Annotated in this window: 20 protein-coding genes; 9 read left to right on the forward strand and 11 right to left on the reverse strand. The window is 40.1% G+C overall.

The features are described from left to right. Positions 1-63: 63 nt before the first annotated feature. On the reverse strand, positions 64-600 hold the full coding sequence (locus tag MMU07_RS12995; RefSeq protein WP_241126309.1) for a DinB family protein: 537 nt from the start codon (positions 598-600) through the stop codon (positions 64-66). Positions 601-677: 77 nt separating this feature from the next. Here MMU07_RS12995 and gldD point away from each other — a divergent pair, with 77 nt between their 5' ends. Further along, positions 678-1,256 carry a gliding motility lipoprotein GldD gene (gene gldD / locus MMU07_RS13000; RefSeq protein ID WP_241126310.1) on the forward strand — a complete coding sequence of 193 codons (579 nt, stop codon included), beginning with the start codon at positions 678-680 and terminating at the stop codon, positions 1,254-1,256. Positions 1,257-1,309: 53 nt separating this feature from the next. Here gldD and MMU07_RS13005 read toward each other — a convergent pair whose 3' ends face one another. Then, the gene (locus MMU07_RS13005; protein ID WP_241126311.1) at positions 1,310-3,088 is read right to left on the reverse strand and encodes a sodium:solute symporter family protein; all 1,779 of its coding nucleotides are present in this window, start codon (positions 3,086-3,088) and stop codon (positions 1,310-1,312) included. Positions 3,089-3,442: 354 nt separating this feature from the next. Between MMU07_RS13005 and MMU07_RS13010 the strand changes: the two genes are divergently transcribed. Next, entirely contained in the window at positions 3,443-4,474 is a 1,032-nt protein-coding gene (locus MMU07_RS13010; RefSeq protein ID WP_241126312.1) for a phosphotransferase enzyme family protein, read from the forward strand. Positions 4,475-4,610: 136 nt separating this feature from the next. Here the strand turns inward: MMU07_RS13010 and MMU07_RS13015 are convergent, their stop codons facing one another. Next, complete coding sequence (locus MMU07_RS13015; protein WP_241126313.1) at positions 4,611-4,946, reverse strand: zinc ribbon domain-containing protein YjdM; 336 nt, start codon at positions 4,944-4,946, stop codon at positions 4,611-4,613. A 109-nt stretch (positions 4,947-5,055) separates the two neighbouring features. Then, entirely contained in the window at positions 5,056-6,390 is a 1,335-nt protein-coding gene (locus tag MMU07_RS13020) for a hypothetical protein (RefSeq protein ID WP_241126314.1), read from the reverse strand. 158 nt (positions 6,391-6,548) lie between these two features. On the opposite strand from MMU07_RS13020, the gene rbfA reads away from it, so the two are divergent. From rbfA to MMU07_RS13055, 7 genes are all read left to right on the forward strand, one after another. Continuing rightward, positions 6,549-6,923, forward strand: a complete 375-nt coding sequence (gene rbfA / locus MMU07_RS13025; RefSeq protein ID WP_241126315.1) for a 30S ribosome-binding factor RbfA — start codon at positions 6,549-6,551, stop codon at positions 6,921-6,923. 18 nt (positions 6,924-6,941) lie between these two features. Further along, positions 6,942-8,165: an ABC transporter permease gene (locus MMU07_RS13030; RefSeq protein ID WP_241126316.1), complete on the forward strand. Its 1,224-nt coding sequence runs from the start codon at positions 6,942-6,944 to the stop codon at positions 8,163-8,165. Between the two features lie 1,220 nt (positions 8,166-9,385). Further along, on the forward strand, positions 9,386-11,452 hold the full coding sequence (locus MMU07_RS13035; protein ID WP_241126317.1) for a S9 family peptidase: 2,067 nt from the start codon (positions 9,386-9,388) through the stop codon (positions 11,450-11,452). A 76-nt stretch (positions 11,453-11,528) separates the two neighbouring features. Then, entirely contained in the window at positions 11,529-12,521 is a 993-nt protein-coding gene (locus MMU07_RS13040) for a formylglycine-generating enzyme family protein (RefSeq protein WP_241126318.1), read from the forward strand. Positions 12,522-12,659: 138 nt separating this feature from the next. Further along, the gene (locus MMU07_RS13045) at positions 12,660-13,973 is read left to right on the forward strand and encodes a Gfo/Idh/MocA family protein (protein ID WP_241126319.1); all 1,314 of its coding nucleotides are present in this window, start codon (positions 12,660-12,662) and stop codon (positions 13,971-13,973) included. A gap of 1 nt (position 13,974) precedes the next feature. Next, on the forward strand, positions 13,975-14,892 hold the full coding sequence (locus MMU07_RS13050; RefSeq protein ID WP_241126320.1) for a hydroxypyruvate isomerase family protein: 918 nt from the start codon (positions 13,975-13,977) through the stop codon (positions 14,890-14,892). A gap of 283 nt (positions 14,893-15,175) precedes the next feature. Next, complete coding sequence (locus MMU07_RS13055; RefSeq protein ID WP_241126321.1) at positions 15,176-15,751, forward strand: hypothetical protein; 576 nt, start codon at positions 15,176-15,178, stop codon at positions 15,749-15,751. Positions 15,752-15,823: 72 nt separating this feature from the next. Here MMU07_RS13055 and MMU07_RS13060 read toward each other — a convergent pair whose 3' ends face one another. From MMU07_RS13060 to MMU07_RS13085, 7 genes are all read right to left on the reverse strand, one after another. Further along, on the reverse strand, positions 15,824-16,993 hold the full coding sequence (locus MMU07_RS13060) for a hypothetical protein (RefSeq protein WP_241126322.1): 1,170 nt from the start codon (positions 16,991-16,993) through the stop codon (positions 15,824-15,826). Then, entirely contained in the window at positions 16,990-17,118 is a 129-nt protein-coding gene (locus tag MMU07_RS21715; protein WP_255737412.1) for a hypothetical protein, read from the reverse strand. Before MMU07_RS21715 ends, MMU07_RS13060 begins: the two co-directional genes overlap by 4 nt. 177 nt (positions 17,119-17,295) lie before the next feature. Then, the gene (locus MMU07_RS13065; RefSeq protein ID WP_241126323.1) at positions 17,296-18,021 is read right to left on the reverse strand and encodes a DUF3667 domain-containing protein; all 726 of its coding nucleotides are present in this window, start codon (positions 18,019-18,021) and stop codon (positions 17,296-17,298) included. A gap of 531 nt (positions 18,022-18,552) precedes the next feature. Beyond that, positions 18,553-19,617, reverse strand: a complete 1,065-nt coding sequence (locus MMU07_RS13070) for a glycoside hydrolase family 5 protein (protein ID WP_241126324.1) — start codon at positions 19,615-19,617, stop codon at positions 18,553-18,555. A gap of 720 nt (positions 19,618-20,337) precedes the next feature. Further along, positions 20,338-20,682, reverse strand: a complete 345-nt coding sequence (locus tag MMU07_RS13075; RefSeq protein ID WP_241126325.1) for a DUF5615 family PIN-like protein — start codon at positions 20,680-20,682, stop codon at positions 20,338-20,340. Beyond that, positions 20,679-20,900, reverse strand: coding sequence for a DUF433 domain-containing protein (locus tag MMU07_RS13080; RefSeq protein WP_241126326.1), 222 nt, complete (start codon positions 20,898-20,900; stop codon positions 20,679-20,681). The genes MMU07_RS13075 and MMU07_RS13080 overlap by 4 nt, the downstream gene beginning before the upstream one ends. A 275-nt stretch (positions 20,901-21,175) precedes the next feature. Next, positions 21,176-21,613, reverse strand: a complete 438-nt coding sequence (locus MMU07_RS13085) for a hypothetical protein (RefSeq protein WP_241126327.1) — start codon at positions 21,611-21,613, stop codon at positions 21,176-21,178. Between the last annotated feature and the right edge of the window lie 250 nt (positions 21,614-21,863).

Genomic DNA, 21,863 nt, shown 5'->3' on the forward strand with positions numbered 1-21,863 from the left:
GAGGTGTGGAACCTCTTACTTCTTACCTCTCACCATTTAAAATGCGGTTTCAAAGGGTTTAAATCACATTCCCATACCCCTGTACCTTGGTGGCTCGATGCCATTGGCACGGATATAGGATACTGCTGCTCCTCGATGGTGCGTACAATGGTCATCCATCAGGGAAATTACTTCCCTTCTGGTAGCTGTTGTCCCAAAAATCTCAACTTTCTCATCAAGGTCAGCCATGCTGAGATTTTTAAAGGTCATGTTGGCAAAGTCATAGCATTTCTCTACAAAGGCTCTGAGTTCTGCTTTATTCTTGGGTTTGGCATTAAGGTCAATTCCTGAATCTGTTCCTTTTAAAAACCTTTGACTGATCCCTACGATGACCGTAGAAAGATGGCTAACCTGCTCATTGAAACTCATCGCAGAAGCCTCAGGCTTGTAATCATACAGGTTTTCCGGCATTTTGTCTACCACTTCTAAGGTGAATTGCTTCCCATTTTCCCATTTGTTTAAAAATTCCTCCATATTTGTTTGAGCGAGGGAAATGGATTGAAAGGAAAAAAATGCCATCAAAACTGTAGCAATTACGAGTACGCTGTTTTGTATTTTCATATTCTTTGGCTAGTTAAGTTTAGTATAAATATCCCATTTCCTCCCCTCATATCAAACGATTTTGATAAATTTGAAATATGGAAATAAGAAATTTTATTCTGTTGCTTATACTTTTTGTCCTTGTAAGTTGTGGTTCGGATTACCTTCCAAAACCTAAAGGCTATAACCGTATAGACCTCCCTGAAAGGGGCTTCACAGCATTAAAGAATGATGTACCTTATTCTTTTGAGCATTCTGTCAATGCATTTGTGGAGCCGGATTCTTTTAATCTTGCTGAGAAATCATGGATAAATATCAATTATAAGTCTTTGGGGGGAAAAGTCCACCTGACCTATTTGGCTTTGGACACAGATGGCAAAGACATCAAGACAGTTGTCAATGATGCCATCAATCTTACCGCAAAGCATCAGATCAAAGCTTATGGCATAGAAGAATCTATGATGGTCACACCAAAAGGATATACGGGCGTAGTAGCCGAACTGTCCGGGGAAGTGCCAACACAGTTTCAGTTTTTCGTGACAGATTCGACCCGGAATTTTTTGAGAGGGGCTTTGTATTTCAATACAGCGATGAAAAATGATTCCCTTGCCCCGGCTATCGAATACATCAAAGTCGATATGATCCATTTGATCAACACGCTAGAGTTCAAAAAATAAAACCATCCAATTTGTTTAAATTGGATGGCTTTTTTAACTTGGAAGAAGCGGGGTTAGAAAGTAAGTTTCTTCCAGCTTTTGAGAATGATGGCACCTCCAATAATGGCAACCACAGTCGCGATACTTGCTGGCAATACATTTCCATAAATCCAGAAACCTACTGCAAACAAGGCGGCATAGACCATCACAGACCCGACGAGCATCAATCCGATTTCCATCGGCAACTGTCCCTGTTCTTGTTTTTCATTTGGATATCGGTCCAAAAGTTTTTTCCATCCAAAAGAAGCCGGTCTTACTTTTCTGTAAAATGACAATAAGATTTCATCATTTTCAGGCTTGGTAAATAATGTAACCAACACCCAACCTACGGTGGTGATTCCTACTCCGTAAAGCAATTTGAGGTAGGCTTGGTTTTCGGGAATTAAAATCCAACCAACTTTAGGATTAATCACCTCAAAGAATATCGCCACAATGAATGAAATCAACATCGCGAAAATCTCTGTGTAGGCATTGATCCTCCACCAAAACCAACGAAGAATAAATATCAAACCTGTACCGGCTCCGATCTGAAGTAAAATATTGAACGCTTCCAAGGCATTGGATAATGCCAAAGCAAGGATAGCTGCAAATACCATCAGGAGAACAGTGGAAATTCTACCCACCATGACAAGTTCTTTGTCGGTTGCAGTTGGTTTCAAAAACCTCAGGTAAAAATCATTCACCACGTAGGATGAGCCCCAATTGAGGTGGGTCGAAAGAGTGGACATTACTGCGGCGATCAAAGAGGCCAATACAATCCCAATCAAACCTGTCGGCAGAAAAGTCAGCATGGCTGAATAAGCCAAGTCATCACCCAATTTGTCAGCAGGAATGTTTGGAAAAGCCACTCCCAAATCAGAAATCTGTGGGAAAATGATCAAGGAAGAAAGAGCCACAATGATCCATGGCCAAGGTCTCATGGCATAATGGGCGATGTTGAAAAACAAAGTAGCGCCGATGGCATTCTTCTCATCCTTGGCAGAAAGCATCCTTTGGGCAATGTAACCCCCACCTCCAGGCTCAGCACCAGGATACCAAGTAGCCCACCATTGAATGGCAATAGGCATGATCAGCAATGGAATGATGAGGTTCCAATCATTGAAATCAGGAAGGAAATTGAGCTTGTCGGCCACATTTGGATGGGTCAACAAATTATTCAAAGAGCCGATTTCGGGCATATCAAGAATATAGAATGCCGCACCAATAGATCCTGCCATGGCAATGAAAAACTGGAAAAAATCAGTAAGCAAGACACCTTTCAATCCTCCCAAGGAACTGTAAATAACCGTCACTAAAGAAGCTAGAAGCAAGGTCTCGTAAGGACTCAAACCCAGCATAACCCCTCCGATTTTGATAGCAGCGAGTGAAACAGTCGCCATGATCACCACATTGAAAAACACACCTAAATAAATTGCCCTAAATGCCCTCAGGAAAGCAGCGGGCTTGCCACTATACCTCATTTCATAGAATTCAAGGTCGGTGGTCAATTCAGACCTTCTCCAAAGCTTGGCATAGACAAACACTGTCAGCATCCCTGTCAGCAAAAATGCCCACCAAACCCAGTTGCCTGACACCCCTTGTTTTCTTACAATGTCAGTCACCAGATTGGGTGTGTCTGCTGAGAAGGTTGTGGCTACCATAGATACGCCTAAAAGCCACCAGGGCATATTTCTTCCCGAAAGGAAGAATTCCTTGGCTGATGCTCCGGCTGTTCTAGAGGCAAACACACCTATCAACATCGAAACAATAAAAAAGGCAGCGATGATTGCCCAGTCAATAAAGGAAATATTCATAGGTAATTGGGTTAGAGTGGCTTGTAATTAAGCTGAGTTTATTGATTTTTTTAATTTACTACTCCAAACTTCTTTAATAAATTTCACTAATGTAAATAATATCTCAAGATTTGCAAAAGGTAGGATTTTCAATGTTAAAAAATATCGTTTGGGACAAATTATAGGTGAGTTTCCCCAAAAAGGAAAAAGACAGAAAAAGGAAGTAATCATGATTTGTAGCTATTATATCAATTAACACTGAACTAAAAGCAGCCATATTTCACAAACTTCAAATTCCAATATTTGGAAAGAAAAGAATTCTATGCCGAATTGATTCCAAAAACTTACTTTTGCGGCTGAACTTGAATTTCTGACATGTCCCCTTTTTCTTGGTTACCTGCTCTCAATACACAATACGGTTTGGAAATCCATCCATCACTCATAAGGCCATTTGGAGATGGCCATATCCATCAGACTTTTTTGATTGAATCAGGAGAAGAAAAACTCATCCTCCAACGCTTCAACAACCTCGTTTTCAAATATCCCGAGAGGATTTCCCATAATCAGTCTTTGTTGATAGAACAAATTGACAGTGAGGACCTGCCTTATATTTTACCTTTGCCGATCCCAAACTTGGCCGGGGAATTGTTTACATTAATTGAAGGGACATATTTCAGAATTTCTCCATTTGTAGCAGGCAGATGCGTCAATGAGATTGAGAATCCCCACCAAGCTTATCTTGCTGCAAAGGCATTCGCCCAGTTTATCAAAGCAGGAATCCATATTCCGGCAAAGGAATTTCAGGAAGCAATTCCGGGATTTCATGACCTAGAACTCCGGTACAACCAATTGTTGGAAGCATTGAAAAACACAAAAAGAGATATTGTTGGGGATTTGAAAGAGTTGGTCGAATTCTATTTGGCACAAAAGGACCTAGTGGATCAATATCTCAGGTGGAAAGAAAAATTGCCCTTGCGATTGACTCACAGCGACACCAAAATCAACAACTTGATTTTTGCTGAGGACTTTTCCAAAGTCAATGCAGTCATTGACCTTGATACATTGATGGCTGGGTATGTCTATTATGATTTTGGGGATTTGGTCCGGACTGTGGCCTGCACCGAAGGCGAAAGTTCTAAGGATTGGGAAAAAATCAGGGTAGACTTCACCAAATATGAAGCTCTTTTAGTAGGATTTTTAGAAGTGGGCAAAGGTGCATTTACAGAAGATGAAATCTATTCACTTCCCTTTGGCGGACTGATGATGACCTGCATTATGGGATTTAGGTTTTTGGCAGATTACCTGAACGGAAATATCTACTACACCATCCATTATGAAGAGCAAAACCTCCACCGGGCCAAAAATCAGATGTGTTTATTGAAGGGATTGAGAGAAAAATTGAATTAATATTAAGGAAAACTCCCTCATGGGAATTTGCTTTATAAGTATTGATGGTGGAAATCCAAAGTAATTAGATCGCTTATCGAAATCTTCAACTCAAATAAAGCATTTCGGAAATAATCCGTTATTCATTACTGAAAAATCAGGCTTTTTTGACAAATTCTGATTTGAGGGCCATCGATCCAAAGCCCTCGATTTTGCAGTCGATATTGTGGTCACCTTCCACCAATCTAATGTTTTTCACTTTTGTGCTGGCCTTGATAGGATGCGCGGCATCTTTGACAGGTAGGTTTTTGATGATGGTTACCGAATCCCCATTTGCCAATGTGGCTCCGTTGGAATCTTTTACTACCAATACCTCTTCGACCTCTTCGACCTCAGCTTCCCATTCAAATGCACATTCAGGGCAAACGAATTTTCCATCCGATTCATAAGTATATTCTGATTTGCAAGCTGGGCATGCGGGTAGATTTTCCATATGCCGAATTTAGGATAAGTATTTTATGGTATTCCTCAAAATGGAATTTTTTCGAAAATGATTCAACGCATAAAAACTTTGGTTTTATTGTAGAATAAAAAATGAGCCATTACTTTTTGAGAAAATAGCTCGTCCCCTGTTTTTCATATTGCTGGGAGAGAATCGGAATCCTTTTCAAAAGGGAAGCAAAAACTCCTTCCTCATCAATGACAATTTCCGGTCTTTCCTCAAGAAAATTGTTATATACTTCAACCGTATTTTCCAGATCATCCTGGTACAAAAGTACATTTTTGGAAAGTCTGTAATGAAGGTAGGGTGTAGAAATTGAAGATTCATTGTAGTACCCTAAATCTTCCCCTAAAACCAATATTCGCTTACCTCTAGAAATCATGTGTTTATCTTCAATTTTGACAGCATAGGAATAGATTTTTCCTGAACTAATTTGGAGCAAAGTCCAGCCAATCCCGATTGCAGGAAGCCCAAAAACAAATATCCCTGTCAGAATTTTGACGGCAATGCCTTTTTTGTAAACGACCAAAAGCAGAGAAATAAAATACGTCAAAGCAGGTAGAATGACAATAAATTGGTAGGGTGTCCGCCTGTTAGTCAATAAAAGTGAAGAGACCGCAAAAATGGAAAAGATAAGATTGAGCTGAAGCTGTTTCTGTTGGTTGACAGTCTGGGACTTGACAATAAAGCCGACAAAGAATCCCATAACTGACAAAAACAAAGGCAGGGCAAAAAGCAAAGCCAAATCCCTGTAAGAAATATGGGCATAACTTTCGATCAGCCTAGGCGCGATGATAAACTCATAGAAGAAAGCCTCAAAGCCATCAATCCAAAAATAATATAAAGCACAAAAGATAAAAGGCAGCGCATAGGCGATGAGAGAGACGATAATCTGTTGGAAGGAAAAACCGCTCACAATGATACCCGAAACCAACAAAAATGGAAGAAAGGTCGCTAGAGGAAAATGAAAACAAGCGGCTATACCCCCAAAAATCCCAACCAACAATACGGCATCAGAACCCTCTTTTTGTAATACTGTCTGCGAAAACAACTGTCCCAAGGCAAGCACTATAAAAGAGCTGCCCATCAAAGCCGGGGACAAAGTCACCAAATCAAAAGAAATGTAAAATAAAACCGCCATCACAAATGCCGGGATATAGGTATTGTCTTCAAAGGATTTATACCTGATAAATAGGTAATTTACATATACTACCTGAAACAGTACAATGAAAGAAGCAAATACTTTATAGGCCAAGACTGACTTGCCAAACAACAAGTGAACCACCCAATATACCCCGGCGGATAAAGGGCCCGTATCATCAATGATATCGATATACATGTGCTTGCCGTCCGCCATTCTCTCCCCCAAAAGCATCCATATCATCTCTGGCTGAAGGATGGGAATATCCACTACCCAAATATACAGGGTACTCATCAACAGCATAATCCCCAAGATGGCGACTAATCTAAATGGGTCATTAATTCTAAAAAAACTTAACAAAATGGAGCTATTTCTAAGGATTGGACAAACTGCAGGGTCGAAATTAAGTGTTCCGCATTTAATTCACTAAATTTGTCACAATAATTAGAGATATGGAAAGTAAAAGACAACAGAAATTCAATAAACTTATCCAAAAGGAATTGGGTGGAATTTTTCAAAAAGAAGCAAAGCATATCATCGGAACTGCCTTCATTACAGTTTCGAGGGTGATTATCAGCCCGGATTTGAGCGTGGCAAGAATTTACCTCAGTTTTTTGGTGGACAAGGACCGTGCTGTCTTTGAAATATTAAACGATAAAAAAAGTGAGATCAGAAAACATCTGGGAAACAGAATCGGAAAATCAGTAAGAATTGTACCGGAGCTTGCTTTTTTTATTGATGATTCAGCGACCTATGCACAGCATATGGACAAAGTGATCGGGGCACTGGATATTCCAGAAGCTAGTGACGAGGATGAAGAAGAATAATTAACTTTTGTAAGATCCTTGAACCTCTCCTTTTTTATAGCCTATCGTTATTTCCGTAGCAAAAAGAAACGGAACTTTATCACGGTGCTTTCCCGTATTTCGATGATCGGGGTGGCAGTCGGAACCATGGCCTTGGTGATCGTTTTGTCGGTTTTCAACGGCTTGGAGGAACTCGTCAGGGGTTTGTATGCTTCTTTTGATGCAGAGCTGAAGATAGAATCCAAGTTGGGTAAATCATTTTTAGCCGAAACGGAATGGCTCGAATCCATCTCCAAGATTGAAGGGGTGGAGGTTTTGACAGAAGTGATCGAGGACAATGCCTTGTTCAAATACCGGGATTACCAGCACCTTGCGCGGTTGAAGGGCGTTTCTGACAATTACATGGACCAAGGACGTTTCGAAAAGGGCTTTACCTGGGGGAATCTCAGTTTGGGAACCGAAAACCAGCCCAAAGCCATTATGGGCAGAGGAGTTGGGTTTTTCCTATCTGTTGATCTGAACAATGACATGGATTTGCTTCAGGTTTTTTACCCAAAAGCACCGAGAAGTGCCGGTTCCATTGATCCAAGTCAGTTGTACAATAAAGGGATTTTAAAGCCCGGCGCTTTTTTTAGTATTGAAAAGGAATTTGACGACAACTACATCTTGGCTCCGATAGGATTCGTAAGTGACCTGCTCAATTACGGCCAAAAAAGAACTGCCCTAGAAGTGAAAGTGAAAGAAGGAGAAAACATTCAAAACGTCAAATCCAGATTGATTTCCTTTTTGGGAGATGCCTTTACCGTCAAAGATACCGATGAGCAACATGCCCAAATCCTCCGGACGATCAAAATTGAAAAGCTTTTTGTATTTCTGACGCTAAGTTTCATCTTGGCCGTCGCCTCCTTCAATATATTCTTCTCATTGTCGATGCTCGCCATTGAAAAGAAAAAAGACAATGCCATCTTATTTGCGATGGGTGCCAAAGAAAGCCTGATCCAAAAAATCTATCTGAAACAAGGCGCCATCATTGGGTTGAGCGGGGCCATCATCGGATTGGTTCTAGGGTTTTTGATTTGTTGGGTTCAGGACCGGTTTGGCTTGGTCACTTTGGGGATATCGTCTTCGATTGTGGACGCATATCCTGTCAAGATGATTTGGTCGGATTTTTTCTGGACGAGTATTTCGGTCTTTGCGATCACTTTTTTTGCCTCTTTCCGCCCTGCGTTTATTGCCTCGAAGGTCACGCCTACTGATCTTTGATTTCTCAATATTTGGAGTAAAATGAAAATCACCGCAGAGTAAAAAAAATCACCACAGAGCCCACAAAGGACACGGAGAAAAAGAGAGAAAAGAAACTCTGCGCCCAACTTGAGCTCTGCGGTAAATTATTATTCACGCCGATTCTCCCTTTGCGACCATTGCGAAACCTTTGCGCTCCCTGCGGTGAAAAAAATTTTCACCACAGAGCTCTCTGAGGGCTCAGAGGAAAAGGGAGAAATGAGGAATGTTTGCGGAGACACAAATATTGGCGCAGAAGGAATTTAAATGAATAATGCTTTGGAAAAAGCAAAAATCTGCTGCGATTTTCTCTGAGTTCTCAGTGATCTCTGTGGTCAATTTACCCTTCTCCGTTTGCGACCATTGCGAAACCCTCGCGCTCCTTGCGGTAAAAAAAATTTTCACCACAGAGGCTTCAGAGTCCACAGAGAAAAAAGGTGGGAGGTGGAATGTAGTAAGTACAATTTAAATTGGGAATTACGATTTACGAATGACGACATTTATTCTTTGCTCCCTCCAGCTCCGTCGACTCGGTGCACTCTGTGGTAAATAATTCCGATTGCTATAAAAATAAAAAAGCTGTGAATACGTGCTCACAGCTTTAGTCAATTAACAATAAACCCAAAATAACCAGCTGTAGGAGAAGGATTCGAACCTCCACAAGGCAGTTAGGCGAAACACGAGCTCCATGTTTGCTTTATCCTGAGATCCTTACCCCCGAGAAAGGAGGGCTTGTCTGCCAGTTTCAACACCCTACAATATAAAGTTTTCAATTTTTTGATTGCCTTTTGCCCTCATTCTTATTTTGTGATCTATGCTGTAGGAGAAGGATTCGAACCTCCACAGGGCAGTTAGGCAAAACACGAGCTCCATGTTTGCTTTATGCTGTAATCCCTACCCCCGAGACCGGAGGGCTTGTCTGCCAATTTCAACACCCTACAATGTGTAAGATGACCATTTGTCTTTCTTGATGAATCAAAGTTAGTAAAACATCCATTACATTAAAATTAATTCAATAAAATAGCTAAAAAAATACATTATATTTAATAAAATACCATAAATGTTAATTATATGTAAAAACATCAATCTAGATTTATTGGGATGTTAAAAAATCGGCAATCAAAATTTGGTATGAAATTCTGGTTCCAAATGTTAAATTGAAATTCTTTCAATCTTTTCGGATCCTTAACCACACGAATTATATGAAATATTTCCTTTTGGCAGCTTTTGTTCTTCCTTTCACTGTTCAGGTTTCGGCCCAAACAGAGAAAAAGAACCCGACTTTTGAAGAGGTAATCTCTCTCAGAAGTGTAGGTGCGGTGGTGATGTCTCCGAGCGGGGAATTGGTGGCCTTTACCCAACAGACTTCTGACTGGAAAGACAATAGGTTTGACACAGAAATATGGATGATTAAAAATGGCAGCGAACCATTTCAGGTTACCAACAATCCCAATAACAGCAGTTTTGCTCCGGCATTCTCACCCGATGGCAAGTGGCTGGCTTTTTTGGCTGACAAAGGAAATAAAACGCAAATCCATGCGATCCGATTAAATGGCGGAGAGTCAATCGCAATCACTGAAGACGAGGAAGGTGTGAGTGCCTTCCAATGGCACCCTGAAGGAAAAAGGATAGTTTTTGCAAAAAGGGATAAAGATGATCCTTCAAAAAAACAGATTGAAAAAAGATATGGAGCATTTTCATTGGATGACCGAGATTATTCTCTGACGCATATCTGGGAAATCCCATTTGATCCAGATCAGCCCAATCCATCTGAGTTGCCCTGCTATGAAACTGCCGATTCCCTCAAAACTGCAAGCGGCTGCATCACGATAGCCAAGCCAAAAAGACTGACTGAAGGGAATTTCAATGTCAATGCCTTCAAAATTTCACCCGATGGGAAAAAAATAGCCTTTACCCATCAGCCTAATCCCCTGATCAATTCAAGTTCCAAATCCGACATATCCGTGTTGGATCTAGATAAAATGGAAACCCAGCTTTTGGTCAGTAACCCAAGTTCGGACAGATTGGAAGATTGGTCTCCGGATTCCAAACAGGTGCTATACACAAGCCATGTGGCTGATACTGTTTCTAATTTTTATTCCAATTCGAAAATTTTTGTCATTGATGTGGGATCCAAAAATAGCAGGCAGATTGCATCAAATCTTGATGAAAATCCATCCGGATTGACTTGGAATCCCAAAGGGATTTATGGACTTTTTTGGCAAAAGACCCAGAGACATCTCTATAGGATTGAACCCAAAGACGGTTCATTTACTGTTATAAAAGGATTCCCTGAGATTGTGACTGGGGTTTCTTTTTCCCAATCAGGAGAAAAATTAGTCGTTAATGCCCGCAACGGAAACCAACTCAATGAAATCTGGGTAAGCAACATCCAAAAACCTGCTGCAAAAAAAGTCACCAACCTGACAAAGCAGATTGAAAATTGGAAGGTTTCCCAAAGTGAAGTGGTGGTCTGGAGAAGCAAAGACGGTGCCCTGATAGAAGGTGTTCTGCACAAACCTGTAGACTACGATCCCACCAAAAAATATCCTTTGATGGTGGTGATTCATGGCGGACCAACGGGGATAGATACACCATCCCCTGTTCCCGGGTATGTCTATCCGATTGTCCAATGGCTGAACAAAGGCTGCCTTGTGCTCCAACCCAATTACCGTGGTTCGGCAGGATACGGAGAGGCATTTAGATCTCTCAATGTTGAAAATCTCGGAGTGGGAGATGCTTGGGATGTCCTGAGTGGGGTGGATTACCTGAGTGCTAGCAATCTGATCGATACAACAAAAATGGGTGTCATGGGATGGAGTCAGGGAGGGTATATTTCGGCATTTTTGACTACCAATACTGACAGGTTCAAAGCAGTGAGTGTCGGTGCCGGAATTTCCAATTGGATGACCTACTATGTCAACACGGATATCCATCCATTCACCATCCAATATCTCAAAGCCAATCCTTGGGACAATGAGGAAATTTACCGCAAAACTTCCCCCATGACCAACATCAAAAAAGCAAAAACCCCTACATTGATCCAACATGGAGAATTTGACCAAAGGGTACCGATTCCAAATGCCTATGAATTACTTCAGGGATTAAGGGATCAAAATGTGCCTGCAGAATTGGTGGTGTACAAAGGTTTTGGACATGGCATCACCAAACCCAAGGAAAGATTGGCAGCCACTTGGCACAACTGGCAATGGTTTGCCAAATATGTTTGGGGAGAAGAAGTCGAATTACCGACAGGAGAAAGCAAATGACCTTAGACAAAAAACCAATCCATCAATTTCTTTTGAATCCGATAATTAGCTTAACAATCTCAAATAAACCGATGATATGAATCATATTTTGAAAAGAAGTGGCTTCCTGGTAATGTTCGTTTCCGCCGTATTGGTGACAATTGCCTCATGGAAGTCATTCGAGCAAGAAGCTTTTACTCCCTATTCCCAAAAGATTCCTGATTCGGGTCAAAGTTTCGGAATGGTCCCGATCCAAGGAGGCAAATTCATGATGGGAAGCGAAGGAACCTTGCCGGATGAAAGTCCGGTCCATGAGGTAGAGATTTCTCCCTTTTGGATGGGAACGCATGAGATTACCTGGGACATATTCGAACTCTTTTTGGATAAAAATTATGAGATCGCCATTGCAGAAAAAGAACTTCCTGCACAGGTAGACGGTCTCAGCCGGCCAAGCATTCCATACTTGGATATGACGGCAGGCATGGGCAAAGAAGGCAAACCGGCCATCGGCATGACCAATTATGGTGCGATTCAGTTCTGTAAGTGGCTGTATCTCAAAACAGGGATTTTCTATAGATTGCCTACTGAGGCTGAATGGGAATATGCCGCAAGGGCAGGTTCAAAGAGCATGTATTTTTTTGGAGAGGATGAAAAACTCCTGGATCAATACGCTTGGTACGCTGCCAACAGTGGAAACATAACCCACAATATTGGGCAAAAAAAGCCAAATCCATGGGGATTGTATGATATTCTCGGCAATGTAATGGAATGGACATCAGATCAATATGCAGCGGATACCTACCAGAGCAGGAAGGATAAGCAAGTGAAAGATCCTACCATTGAAATCAAAAAACTATATCCCGGAGCGATTCGCGGCGGGCATTATAACAGTCCTCCTGCAGACCTGCGCACAGCCAAAAGAACGGCATCAAAGGCAGAATGGAAGAGGATAGATCCCCAGATTCCCAAAAGCCAATGGTGGTTTCCTGAAGCTCCGTTCCTTGGTTTGAGGGTGGTTAGACCACTCAACCCGCCAAGTCAAGCAGAGATCATGGCATATTATGACAGGGCTCCGATTACAGATTATTAATCAGTCCACAGTCGCCAGACCATACCTGTCCGCTGTGGCGGAGCAGCTTAAATCGATTTTCCAACCGAGTTTTACATGGTTAGTGGCAAGAAGGCTTTTGAAAATGAATAAAAAAAAGAACCATAAAACAATACACTCATGAATAACCAAAATCAACGCAGGGACTTTATCAAAACTTCCGCAATCCTTGCCGGAGGAATGATACTTCAGCCTTTTGGCATGCCGGGGGCTTATGCTTCAGGAACGGATCAAATCAAACTTGCCGTCATCGGCTGTGGAGGCAGGGGAACGGGGGCCGTTTTTCAGGCCTTTGACACAGGACACAATATCAAACTCGTCGCGATGGCAGATGCTTTCAGAGACAGAATTGATAAAAGCTATACTCCGATTTTCGAAAAATATGGAAAAGACAAAGTCGATGTTCCTGAAGACAGGAAGTTTGTAGGCTTCGAAGGTTACAAAGAAGCGATCAAATTGGCCGATGTAGTGATATTGGCTTCACCTCCGGGATTCAGACCGGACCATTTTGAGGAAGCAGTAAGGCAAGGAAAGCAGGTTTTTATGGAGAAGCCGGTAGCCGTCGATGCAGTCGGTATCCGCAAAGTGCTTGCAGCAGCCGAAGAAGCCAAAAAGAAAAAACTCAATGTCGTGGTAGGTCTTCAAAGACATTATCAGGACAATTACAGAGAAACCATCAAGCGTCTTCATGACGGCGCCATCGGTGACATAGTCGGTGGGCAGGTTTTTTGGAATGACGGAGGTGTATGGGTCAATCCACGCCAAGCGGGTCAAACCGAGATGGAATACCAGATGAGGAATTGGTACTACTTCAATTGGCTGTGCGGTGACCATATCAACGAGCAGCACGTCCATAATATCGATGTGGCCAATTGGGTAAAAAACAGCTACCCTGTGTCGGCTTACGGTACAGGAGGCCGTCAGGTCCGGACAGGTAAGGAGCATGGCGAAATCTTTGACCACCACAGCATCACCTTCACTTATGCTGACGGAACGGTTATCTTCAGCGAATGCCGCCACTTTCCTGGAGCAGCCAATAGGGTTGATGAATCCTTCCAAGGCACAAAAGGCAAAGTCTTTTTAAGTGCCGGAAACCATGGGAATATTTCAGATTATAAAGGAAACGCGATTTATTCACACAATAGAGAGAATAATCCAAATCCATATCAAGTGGAGCATGATGAACTTTTCGCTGCCATTGTGAAGGGAGAATACAAATTTGCCGACGCAGAAAATGCCGCAAAAAGTACGATGACGGCTATTCTTGGCAGAAATTCAACCTATTCTGGTAAAGTTGTCACGTGGGATGAGGCCCTTAATTCTGATGTCAATCTGATGCCAAATACTTTGGCTTGGGATGCGATGCCGAAAGTCCTGCCAAATGCGGACGGCTATTACCCTTTTGCGATTCCGGGCAAAACAAAAGTAATCTGATATGAAAAGGAGAAATTTTGTTAGAAATATCAGTTTGGGATCTGCAGTAGCTGCTCTCGCCGGTGGCACAAGTCTTTCTTCCTTTGCAAAAAGCAATGCAGCCGGAAAGCCATTTAATCTAGATTATGCTCCCCACTTCGGGATGTTCAAAGCCCACGCCGGAGACGGACTAGTATCCCAATTGGAATTCATGGCCGATCAGGGATTCCGGTCTTTGGAGGACAATGGACTGCTTGGACGTCCTGTTGAAGACCAAAATCTCATTGGCAAAACCCTCGAAAGGCTCAACATGCGCATGGGGGTTTTTGTGGTAGACGGGGGTGACAACTGGAAGATTTCCCTCGCTTCGGGCAAGCAAGAGTTCATAGACAACTTTGTCGCTACCTGCAAAAAATCCGTGGAGGCCTCCAAGCGTGTCAATGCCAAATGGGCGACGGTTGTTCCGGGCTTTTTTGAAAGAAAACTGCCCATGGGAATCCAAACCTCTCATGTCATCGAAGCACTGAAGCGCGGCGCTGAGGTCATGGAACCAAGTGGATTGGTGATGGTTTTGGAGCCATTAAGTGATACCCCGGAGCTATTTCTGAGGTTTTCTGATCAAACCCACGCCATCTGCAAGGCGGTCGACAGTCCTTCCTGCAAAATCCTCTATGATGCCTATCACATGCAGCGCAACGAAGGCAACCTGATCGCGATGATGGATGCCTGTTGGGATGAGATAGCCTATATTCAGATCGGGGACAATCCGGGACGAAAAGAACCGGGAACAGGTGAAATCAATTACCTGAATGTCTTCAAGCACATCGATGCCAAAGGATTCAAAGGCGTCTGCGGAATGGAACACGGCAATGCCATTCCCGGAAAAGAAGGTGAACTGGCCCTGATTGCAGCTTACAGAAAAGCGGATATGTTTAAGTAAAAAATCACCGCAGCGCATACTGAGAGCACGGAGAGAAAGGAAAAAATAGCCAAGGCACGGAGATAAAAAGAAAAATGAAGCCCGCAAAGACGCCATTGGCGCAAAGAAGATAGTCACAAAAGAGGAGTGAGAAACAGCATTGATTCCAGCGTATAGAAAAGCGGATATGTTTAAGTAGAATGTACTGTCAAAAAAAGTGAAGAGGTGGGGTTTTTGACCTCACCTTTTTTTTCTAAAATAAACCCAGGTGATGTTTATTATTGTCACCCAAAAGAAACAATAGATGAGATTATTTTACAAAGCATCAGAAAAAGAACTGCTCTTAATCAGGAATAGAATATTCCATGATAAATGTTTCCCGGCACTAAAAAAGAACGGATTTGAGCAATCTCCATTTTCAACAGCGTGGTTTGGTAAAAATAATTTAGGTGATTTTACTTATGAATTATGTAGAGCGCGAAAAGATTCAATATTAGAAATTGTTGAAACACATATATCAAAAGGAGATAAGTGGATAAAAGTATACTTAAACATATTCAAACTATCACCCGATTTGAGGTTTTTACAGCAATTACAGGGAGTTGACGGCCTTCAGTATCATTTGCCTCCAAATAGTTTAACAAAAATGCGATTGAGAAGTGATGATATAAAAGGAGTGCCTCTTTTAGATTATCATTTTATGTTTGGAGGGCATAAAATACGGTCTTATCACACCAAGACAGGTTATGATAGGGAAATAAGAAAATTAAATAACAGAATTGAAAAAGACCTGAACAATATTGACTCTTTTGTAGAAAGGTGGCATGAACTTCACAAGCCTAATTTGACGGACTGGAAAGGGAATCGTTTACAAGATTGATTTTAGGATATATTGAGCTTTTTATTGCCCCACCTAGATGTAGAATTGGATATCTCCCCCAAACTGAAACGATCAATCAGTTTTGTTTCCATCATTTAGCTTTAATAAATAGTATGTATTCCAATCTTCTTCCCCAAGAAGCCTTTGATTTTTTTGGAAAAAAATTTGTCCCTCTTTGTTTACAATAGGGGTTGAGATTGTTCCTGATGGCAATTCAATATCGTCTTGGAGCAATTTGTAATCTGAATCAAAAACTGCGGCATATAATGGTAAGGATCCTAAGAAATCCATCCACTCAGCTTGGTTTTCCCTGTCATAATTCTTCACGATATTTTCGTTAGCTCCTTTTTTGTAAATAAGAATGATTTTGTCTTCGATCACATAAAGTTGTTCTATCATGGATGGGACTACCATTTCCAGCTTGGAAAATAATTCTTGTGTGTTTTGTAAATTGGCTTGTGGAAAAGGGATTTGATCTTTCACATTCAGACTGACACTTTCTTTAAAAATCAGCTCTTCGTCCTGTTCCTCATAGACATAAAACTTCATTTCAGCCATCAGGAATATATACCAGAGTTTTCCTTTTTTTATGATTTTAGGATGATATAAGAAATGAAAATTGCCGTCTTTGTAGATTGAAGTTTCGGGGATTTCCATTTTCAGCGCTACCTCTTTTGTAATGGGATCAAAAACTTCGAGCAGTGGTTCATTGTAATATTTTCGATAGAATTTCTCTTGGTCTTCCCAATCTTTTAGATCTCTCTCAGGACGGTAGTATGCTATTTTATTCCCCAATCTAAAGGCAGGTCTATTGTACGGATGCATATACAGATAATCCTCTGGTATTGGGATAGTATTGATTATCTCTCCTTCATTTGAAAACTGGATCAATCCCTTATGTAAATCCATTATTGTAAATTTCCCATCAAAAAAACCTCCTGAATAGACCATGTTTATCGCATTTGGCCCGTCTGTTTTGAGCTCAATAGGAGAGATGATGGTACCGGATTTGTCAAAAATAATGTAGGTTGAAAGCCCCTCTTCTTTTGCCAAGAACATTCCGTCTTCCATATCAATTAATGTCAATTCTTTCAGGTGATTGACTCTGATTGAATCCGTAATTTCAAATTTATAATTTGTTGAAATGGATTGATCTGTGTTTTTGTCTTTTGCGCAACCAATCAATGCTGCAACAAGAATCAGGCATGTAAAATATTTTATGTGTTTATAATTTGTTTTCATAGGTCACATAGCCTGTCCCGACTTTCGGGAGAATCTTCGCATTTTTTAAAATCCTCCCTAAGTTTGAGGTTCCCCTCATGCTCGATTTCATCCCCAAATTTAATGGAATGGGAAATTTCAGGCATGTTAAGTTATGTTAGAAAGGAATGCATAACTCTTAATTTATCTATAATTATTACTGAAAATTGCCCCACTTAGGTGAATCAGCTTACCAAAAAGACGAGTGAGTTCGTCTCCGAGGCGAGGAAATACTCCGCTACAAAAACCCCGCAAAAGGACTGTTTTGAATCCCAATTAACTCCTCAAATGTTTCCGGTAGTTGTCATATCAATTAACAACCCAACAGCTACAACTAAAAGGTAGAAAAAAAGATAGCCTAAAAAATAGGCCAGAAGGCCTTTTAAATAATTTCCGACTTTGTTTCTCTCAAAAAACTGCCCAATTGTCCATGCAGCATAAATAAATACGATAAAAGACATTAAAAGTGCATGAACGAGTGGGTCCGTTATTTTGTAAAAACACGAAACCAATGTCAGCAAAAGCATTCCCTGTCCCACTATGAAACAAAGAAGTACGATAATCTCAAAAAAATTGTATTGGTATTTTCTGAAAAATAGGTAAACAAAGAAGGCTGTAATAATTCCCATTATAATATTTGCATACCCATGGTTATCGTTGATCCATTGAAATAGGATGTCGATGTTTCTTGAACTTTCAAAACGCCTGTCGTACTTTTCATTAGCTTTGAAAAAATGAGAAACTAAAGTAAAAATTATTGATGTCAATATGAGATAAGGAACAGGCTTCATGTGCCTTGACCTATTGTCATGAATAAATTGTTTGATGCTGTCACCTGGATGTATTGAAAGTTCTTTTAGATTATAAAAAAACCCTTTCTCAAAAAGGAATATCTGGTAGATTTCGTGGAAAATGTAGAACCTGTCAATCCTTTTAAGATTTGCTGGATTTCCACAGGAAGAACAAAAGTTATCAGCTGTGATGTTTGTGCAATTTTTACAGGAGGTCATTTTTAATTGATTTTGTTTTTTTTTGGACTATGCGGGCTAACCCTCCTAATGTGAAAAACTCTTTGTTGATTTTTAATTTATTCAAGGTAAATATACCTAAAGATAGAAAGCTTAGAGGTTTTGACCCTTGAATCCGGCTTATTTCTCATTTACAGAGCCCTTGCTAGGTGAATTTGTAATTGCGCCTTCTAATGAAATGATCCCTTACAGCTGTCCGGATGTAATTCAAGAAAATAGAATTGCCTTTCAATTTGAGGTTTTTGATTTGAATCCAATTGCATCCCGACAATTGCCGTGGATGGACAGGGTAAAGGGTGGAATTACAAATCCCCCCTATGCGCATCGTCAGGCGATTTACTACTGCCGGGATGGGCGACCCAATTACAAATTGGTGGAAATTAAAAGCTGTAGTTTCATACCTTCACCTTGATTCACCATCAAAAATCAAACTACACTCAAAAAGGGTTTCTTAGATGCCTGGACATTCGATTTACCACTTTACCCAATACAGCCACTTATACGCTGTTGAAGCTAGTAATCACTCTCTAGAAATTCTTTGAAGGTTTCTCCCCAGTAGTTGTTTGTTGCGGTAGAGTTTGGTTGGCCATTTTCGTTCATCAGGGCATTATTGTATTGAGTGTTCCGATTCCAAAGCCAAGCCATAACGGATATATCAACAGCACGTGCAGCACTTAGAAAATGGCTTACTTCCATCACACCACCAACACTTTGAATGCCAACTTCACCAATTATAAACGGCATATCCATATTTTTTAGGTTTGCCATTCTTGAGATTAGTTGATTTTCGTTGGTATTTACTAGCCATTTTCCATAGGCATGTATATCGAAAAGAATATTAAACCTGTTTTCAATCAGCTTTTCACCTTGATAAATAATGGCATTTTCAGATTGCCCCTGTTCATTGCCAGGTACTACAATGATATTATGAAATCCGCTAACCCAACGTAGATTATCTACCATTGTCTCCATATCTTTTAGCCAAAGTTCATGGTTATATCCATTTTTATTGTCCCAATGATAGGGTTCATTCCATACTTGAATCCATACATCAGTCTGGTCTTTAAAATGTTCAGCTATCTGCTTCATTTTTATTTTGTAAGCCTCATAGAAAGGCTGTGATGAAGGATTAAGTCCTGTGAATAAAATTTGTTGACCGTTGTTATCTACCCATCCAAATGGGCAAAGAATAGTGATAATGTTTTTGGAGCGATTCTGGTCAACGATACTCTGTAATGGATGGTACCATTTATTATCACTAGCTAGAATTGGGCTACCATTAATAGGTTGCTCTCGTAAATTTCCAATAAACTCTCGGCTAATTTCAATATTCCATTCTTCCAACAAATCCGGGTTTTCTAATCCAAACGACTGCATAGCGTTTACGCCTTTATATGTAATGGGCAGGCCATTTTTTAGGATATCAGCTCCTTCAATAATAAAAGGGCCGTTGATCTGGTTTGGAATCGGTGGTAATTTAGCATTCGGATCTATCTCTTCAATCACTTGATTATCACAAGCTGTCAGACTGATAAATAGATTAAAAATGACTATTAAAATAAGTTTTCCTGCTTTCATGGTCTTTATTATTTGCTACATCCATTCTCTCCACTGTAAAATGGCGTCTATCACTCTAAATTGGAATGCTTCTCGCCACTGTGGCGTCTATTTTCCCATTGTCTAAACATAAAACTAATATCCTAAATATCCAATCCATCCTCCGAGCTTTTTATTTGATAAAGTCCTACCCAAAACCCCACAAAAAAACCACCGCTTTCGCAGTGGTTCTTAGGGTTTGAGAGATATAGGTTAGTCTTGTTAGGATAGTGTAATTTATCTTAAGCGCTAGGCGTGATTTGTAATTACGCCTTTCTATCATTTTGATCCCGCGGAGAGCTATCGGGATGTAATTCATTATCTCAATTGAATCCAGAGGGATGGTCAATGATTCCAATTGCAAATAGGTAAGGATAAATGGGTGGAATTACGAATTCCACCCAGTTCTAGGGAAAATGGAATTACAAATTCCTTAAAATAAAAAGGTGTAGTTTCAAACTACACCTAGATTCACCATCAAAAGTCAAACTACACTCAGAAAGGGTGTAGGGTAGGCAAATTCCACCCAGTTCTAGCATCAATCGCTAAACTACAGCTAGAGGGGGTAGATTCATACATATGTGGCTTACACCAAGAACTACACCCATATGGATTGTTGAAGACAAAGATCGCTTGAAGGATTTTTAGAATCTATATTGAAAAAGAAAACTCTAAATAAAATCCTGGCCAAACTAGGGGGAATTAAAAGTTACTTTGAATGATTTCCAAAATTTCTTCTTCCCTTGATTCTAAAAATTTATGTAGGGCTGGCAAGTTTCTTTTAAGTAGTTCCGAGATTGATCTAGTGGCCAAATTTCCTGTTTTTAACCAGATTATTTTCGGAGGTATACCTTTGATGATATTTAAATCCACAAAATCTGAGTCAAAAGTCACGCTAGTGTATCCATTATTTTTTGCATAATCAAAGATTACAATATCGGATGCATCCTCTAAGCCAACATGCCGAACTTGTCTTGAGTCCGGAAAGTCTTTCCCAAGTTGTTTAACAATCTTTGGAGAGATATTTTGATCAAATAGAAGTTTCAAGAAGCAATCTTCAGTTTATGTTCTTTATCAGCGGCAAAAGCAAGGCATGCATTTATCATTTCTTCATTGATCTCTTCAAAATCTTCCATGATTTCTTGTTTACTCATTCCATTTGCAAGCCAATTCAATACATCATATACTGATATTCTACTTCCTTTGAGGCAAGGTTTCCCAAATCGCTTATCTGATCTTATCTCTATATAGTCTTGGTAATTCATAATTCAAAGATACAAAAATATAGATTTGGTTTTAAATGTCTTTTAAAGTGGTTTAGGACTAGCCATCGGCAGAATTCTCCCCAAAAAAAAGCATGACGGATGATCAATGATTCCAATTACAAATTGGAAAAAAATAAAAGGGTTTGACAAAGCATCTGGAAATGATCCCTTTGGTTCCGGTAGCTATCGGAATTAGCTTTGGGCCAGAAACAGGGTAGGCAAATTCCACCCAGTACAAGCATCAAGCGCTAAAATACACCTAGAGGGGAGGGTAGTTATTTATTCATCCCAATTATTTCTAATATCTCTCCATTTGTCAATGCAATTACGTAGTCAATTCTCTTTTTGGATAAGAATCCTTTATAATTCTTTGAGCAAATGATTTCAGTGTCGTATTCTTTTCCGCTTTCAAAAATTGTGACTATGTCGAAAGTAAAAGTTCCATTTATTAATTTATTTGTGTCTTTATGATTTTGTTTACTTAGATCCTTTATAATAAATGCTTCAGTATCTTTTTTTATCTTTTCCTTATTTTTAAGAAAAAGCTGAAAGCTTTCCAGTTGACTATTAGATAAGGATTTATTCTTCGACATAAAGAATAATTTAATCTCATGAGGTTGACTGTCAATAGGCCATGTTCCACTATAAAAACCTCCATTTTCAGAATCTGAAACATATTCAAATTCGTTTTTGATTTTCTCAGTTGTTATCAATTGCTTTTATTTTAGGATGAATTTTCTGTCTTAAAGATTGCACACCACACTTTTATATTAACAAGACTTGTTCATTTCTACCCGATTTGGGATAGAATCAACAATATTGTTGTTATTTTTCAATTATTTAAACATAAAACTAATCTCCTAAATATCCAATCCATCCTCCGAGCTTTTTATTTGATAAAGTCCTACCCAAAACCCCACAAAAAAAACCACCGCTTTCGCAGTGGTTCTTGTGGTTGGAGAG

Origin of the sequence: Cognataquiflexum nitidum, assembly GCF_022538055.1 — a bacterium.
Taxonomy (GTDB): domain Bacteria; phylum Bacteroidota; class Bacteroidia; order Cytophagales; family Cyclobacteriaceae; genus Cognataquiflexum; species Cognataquiflexum nitidum.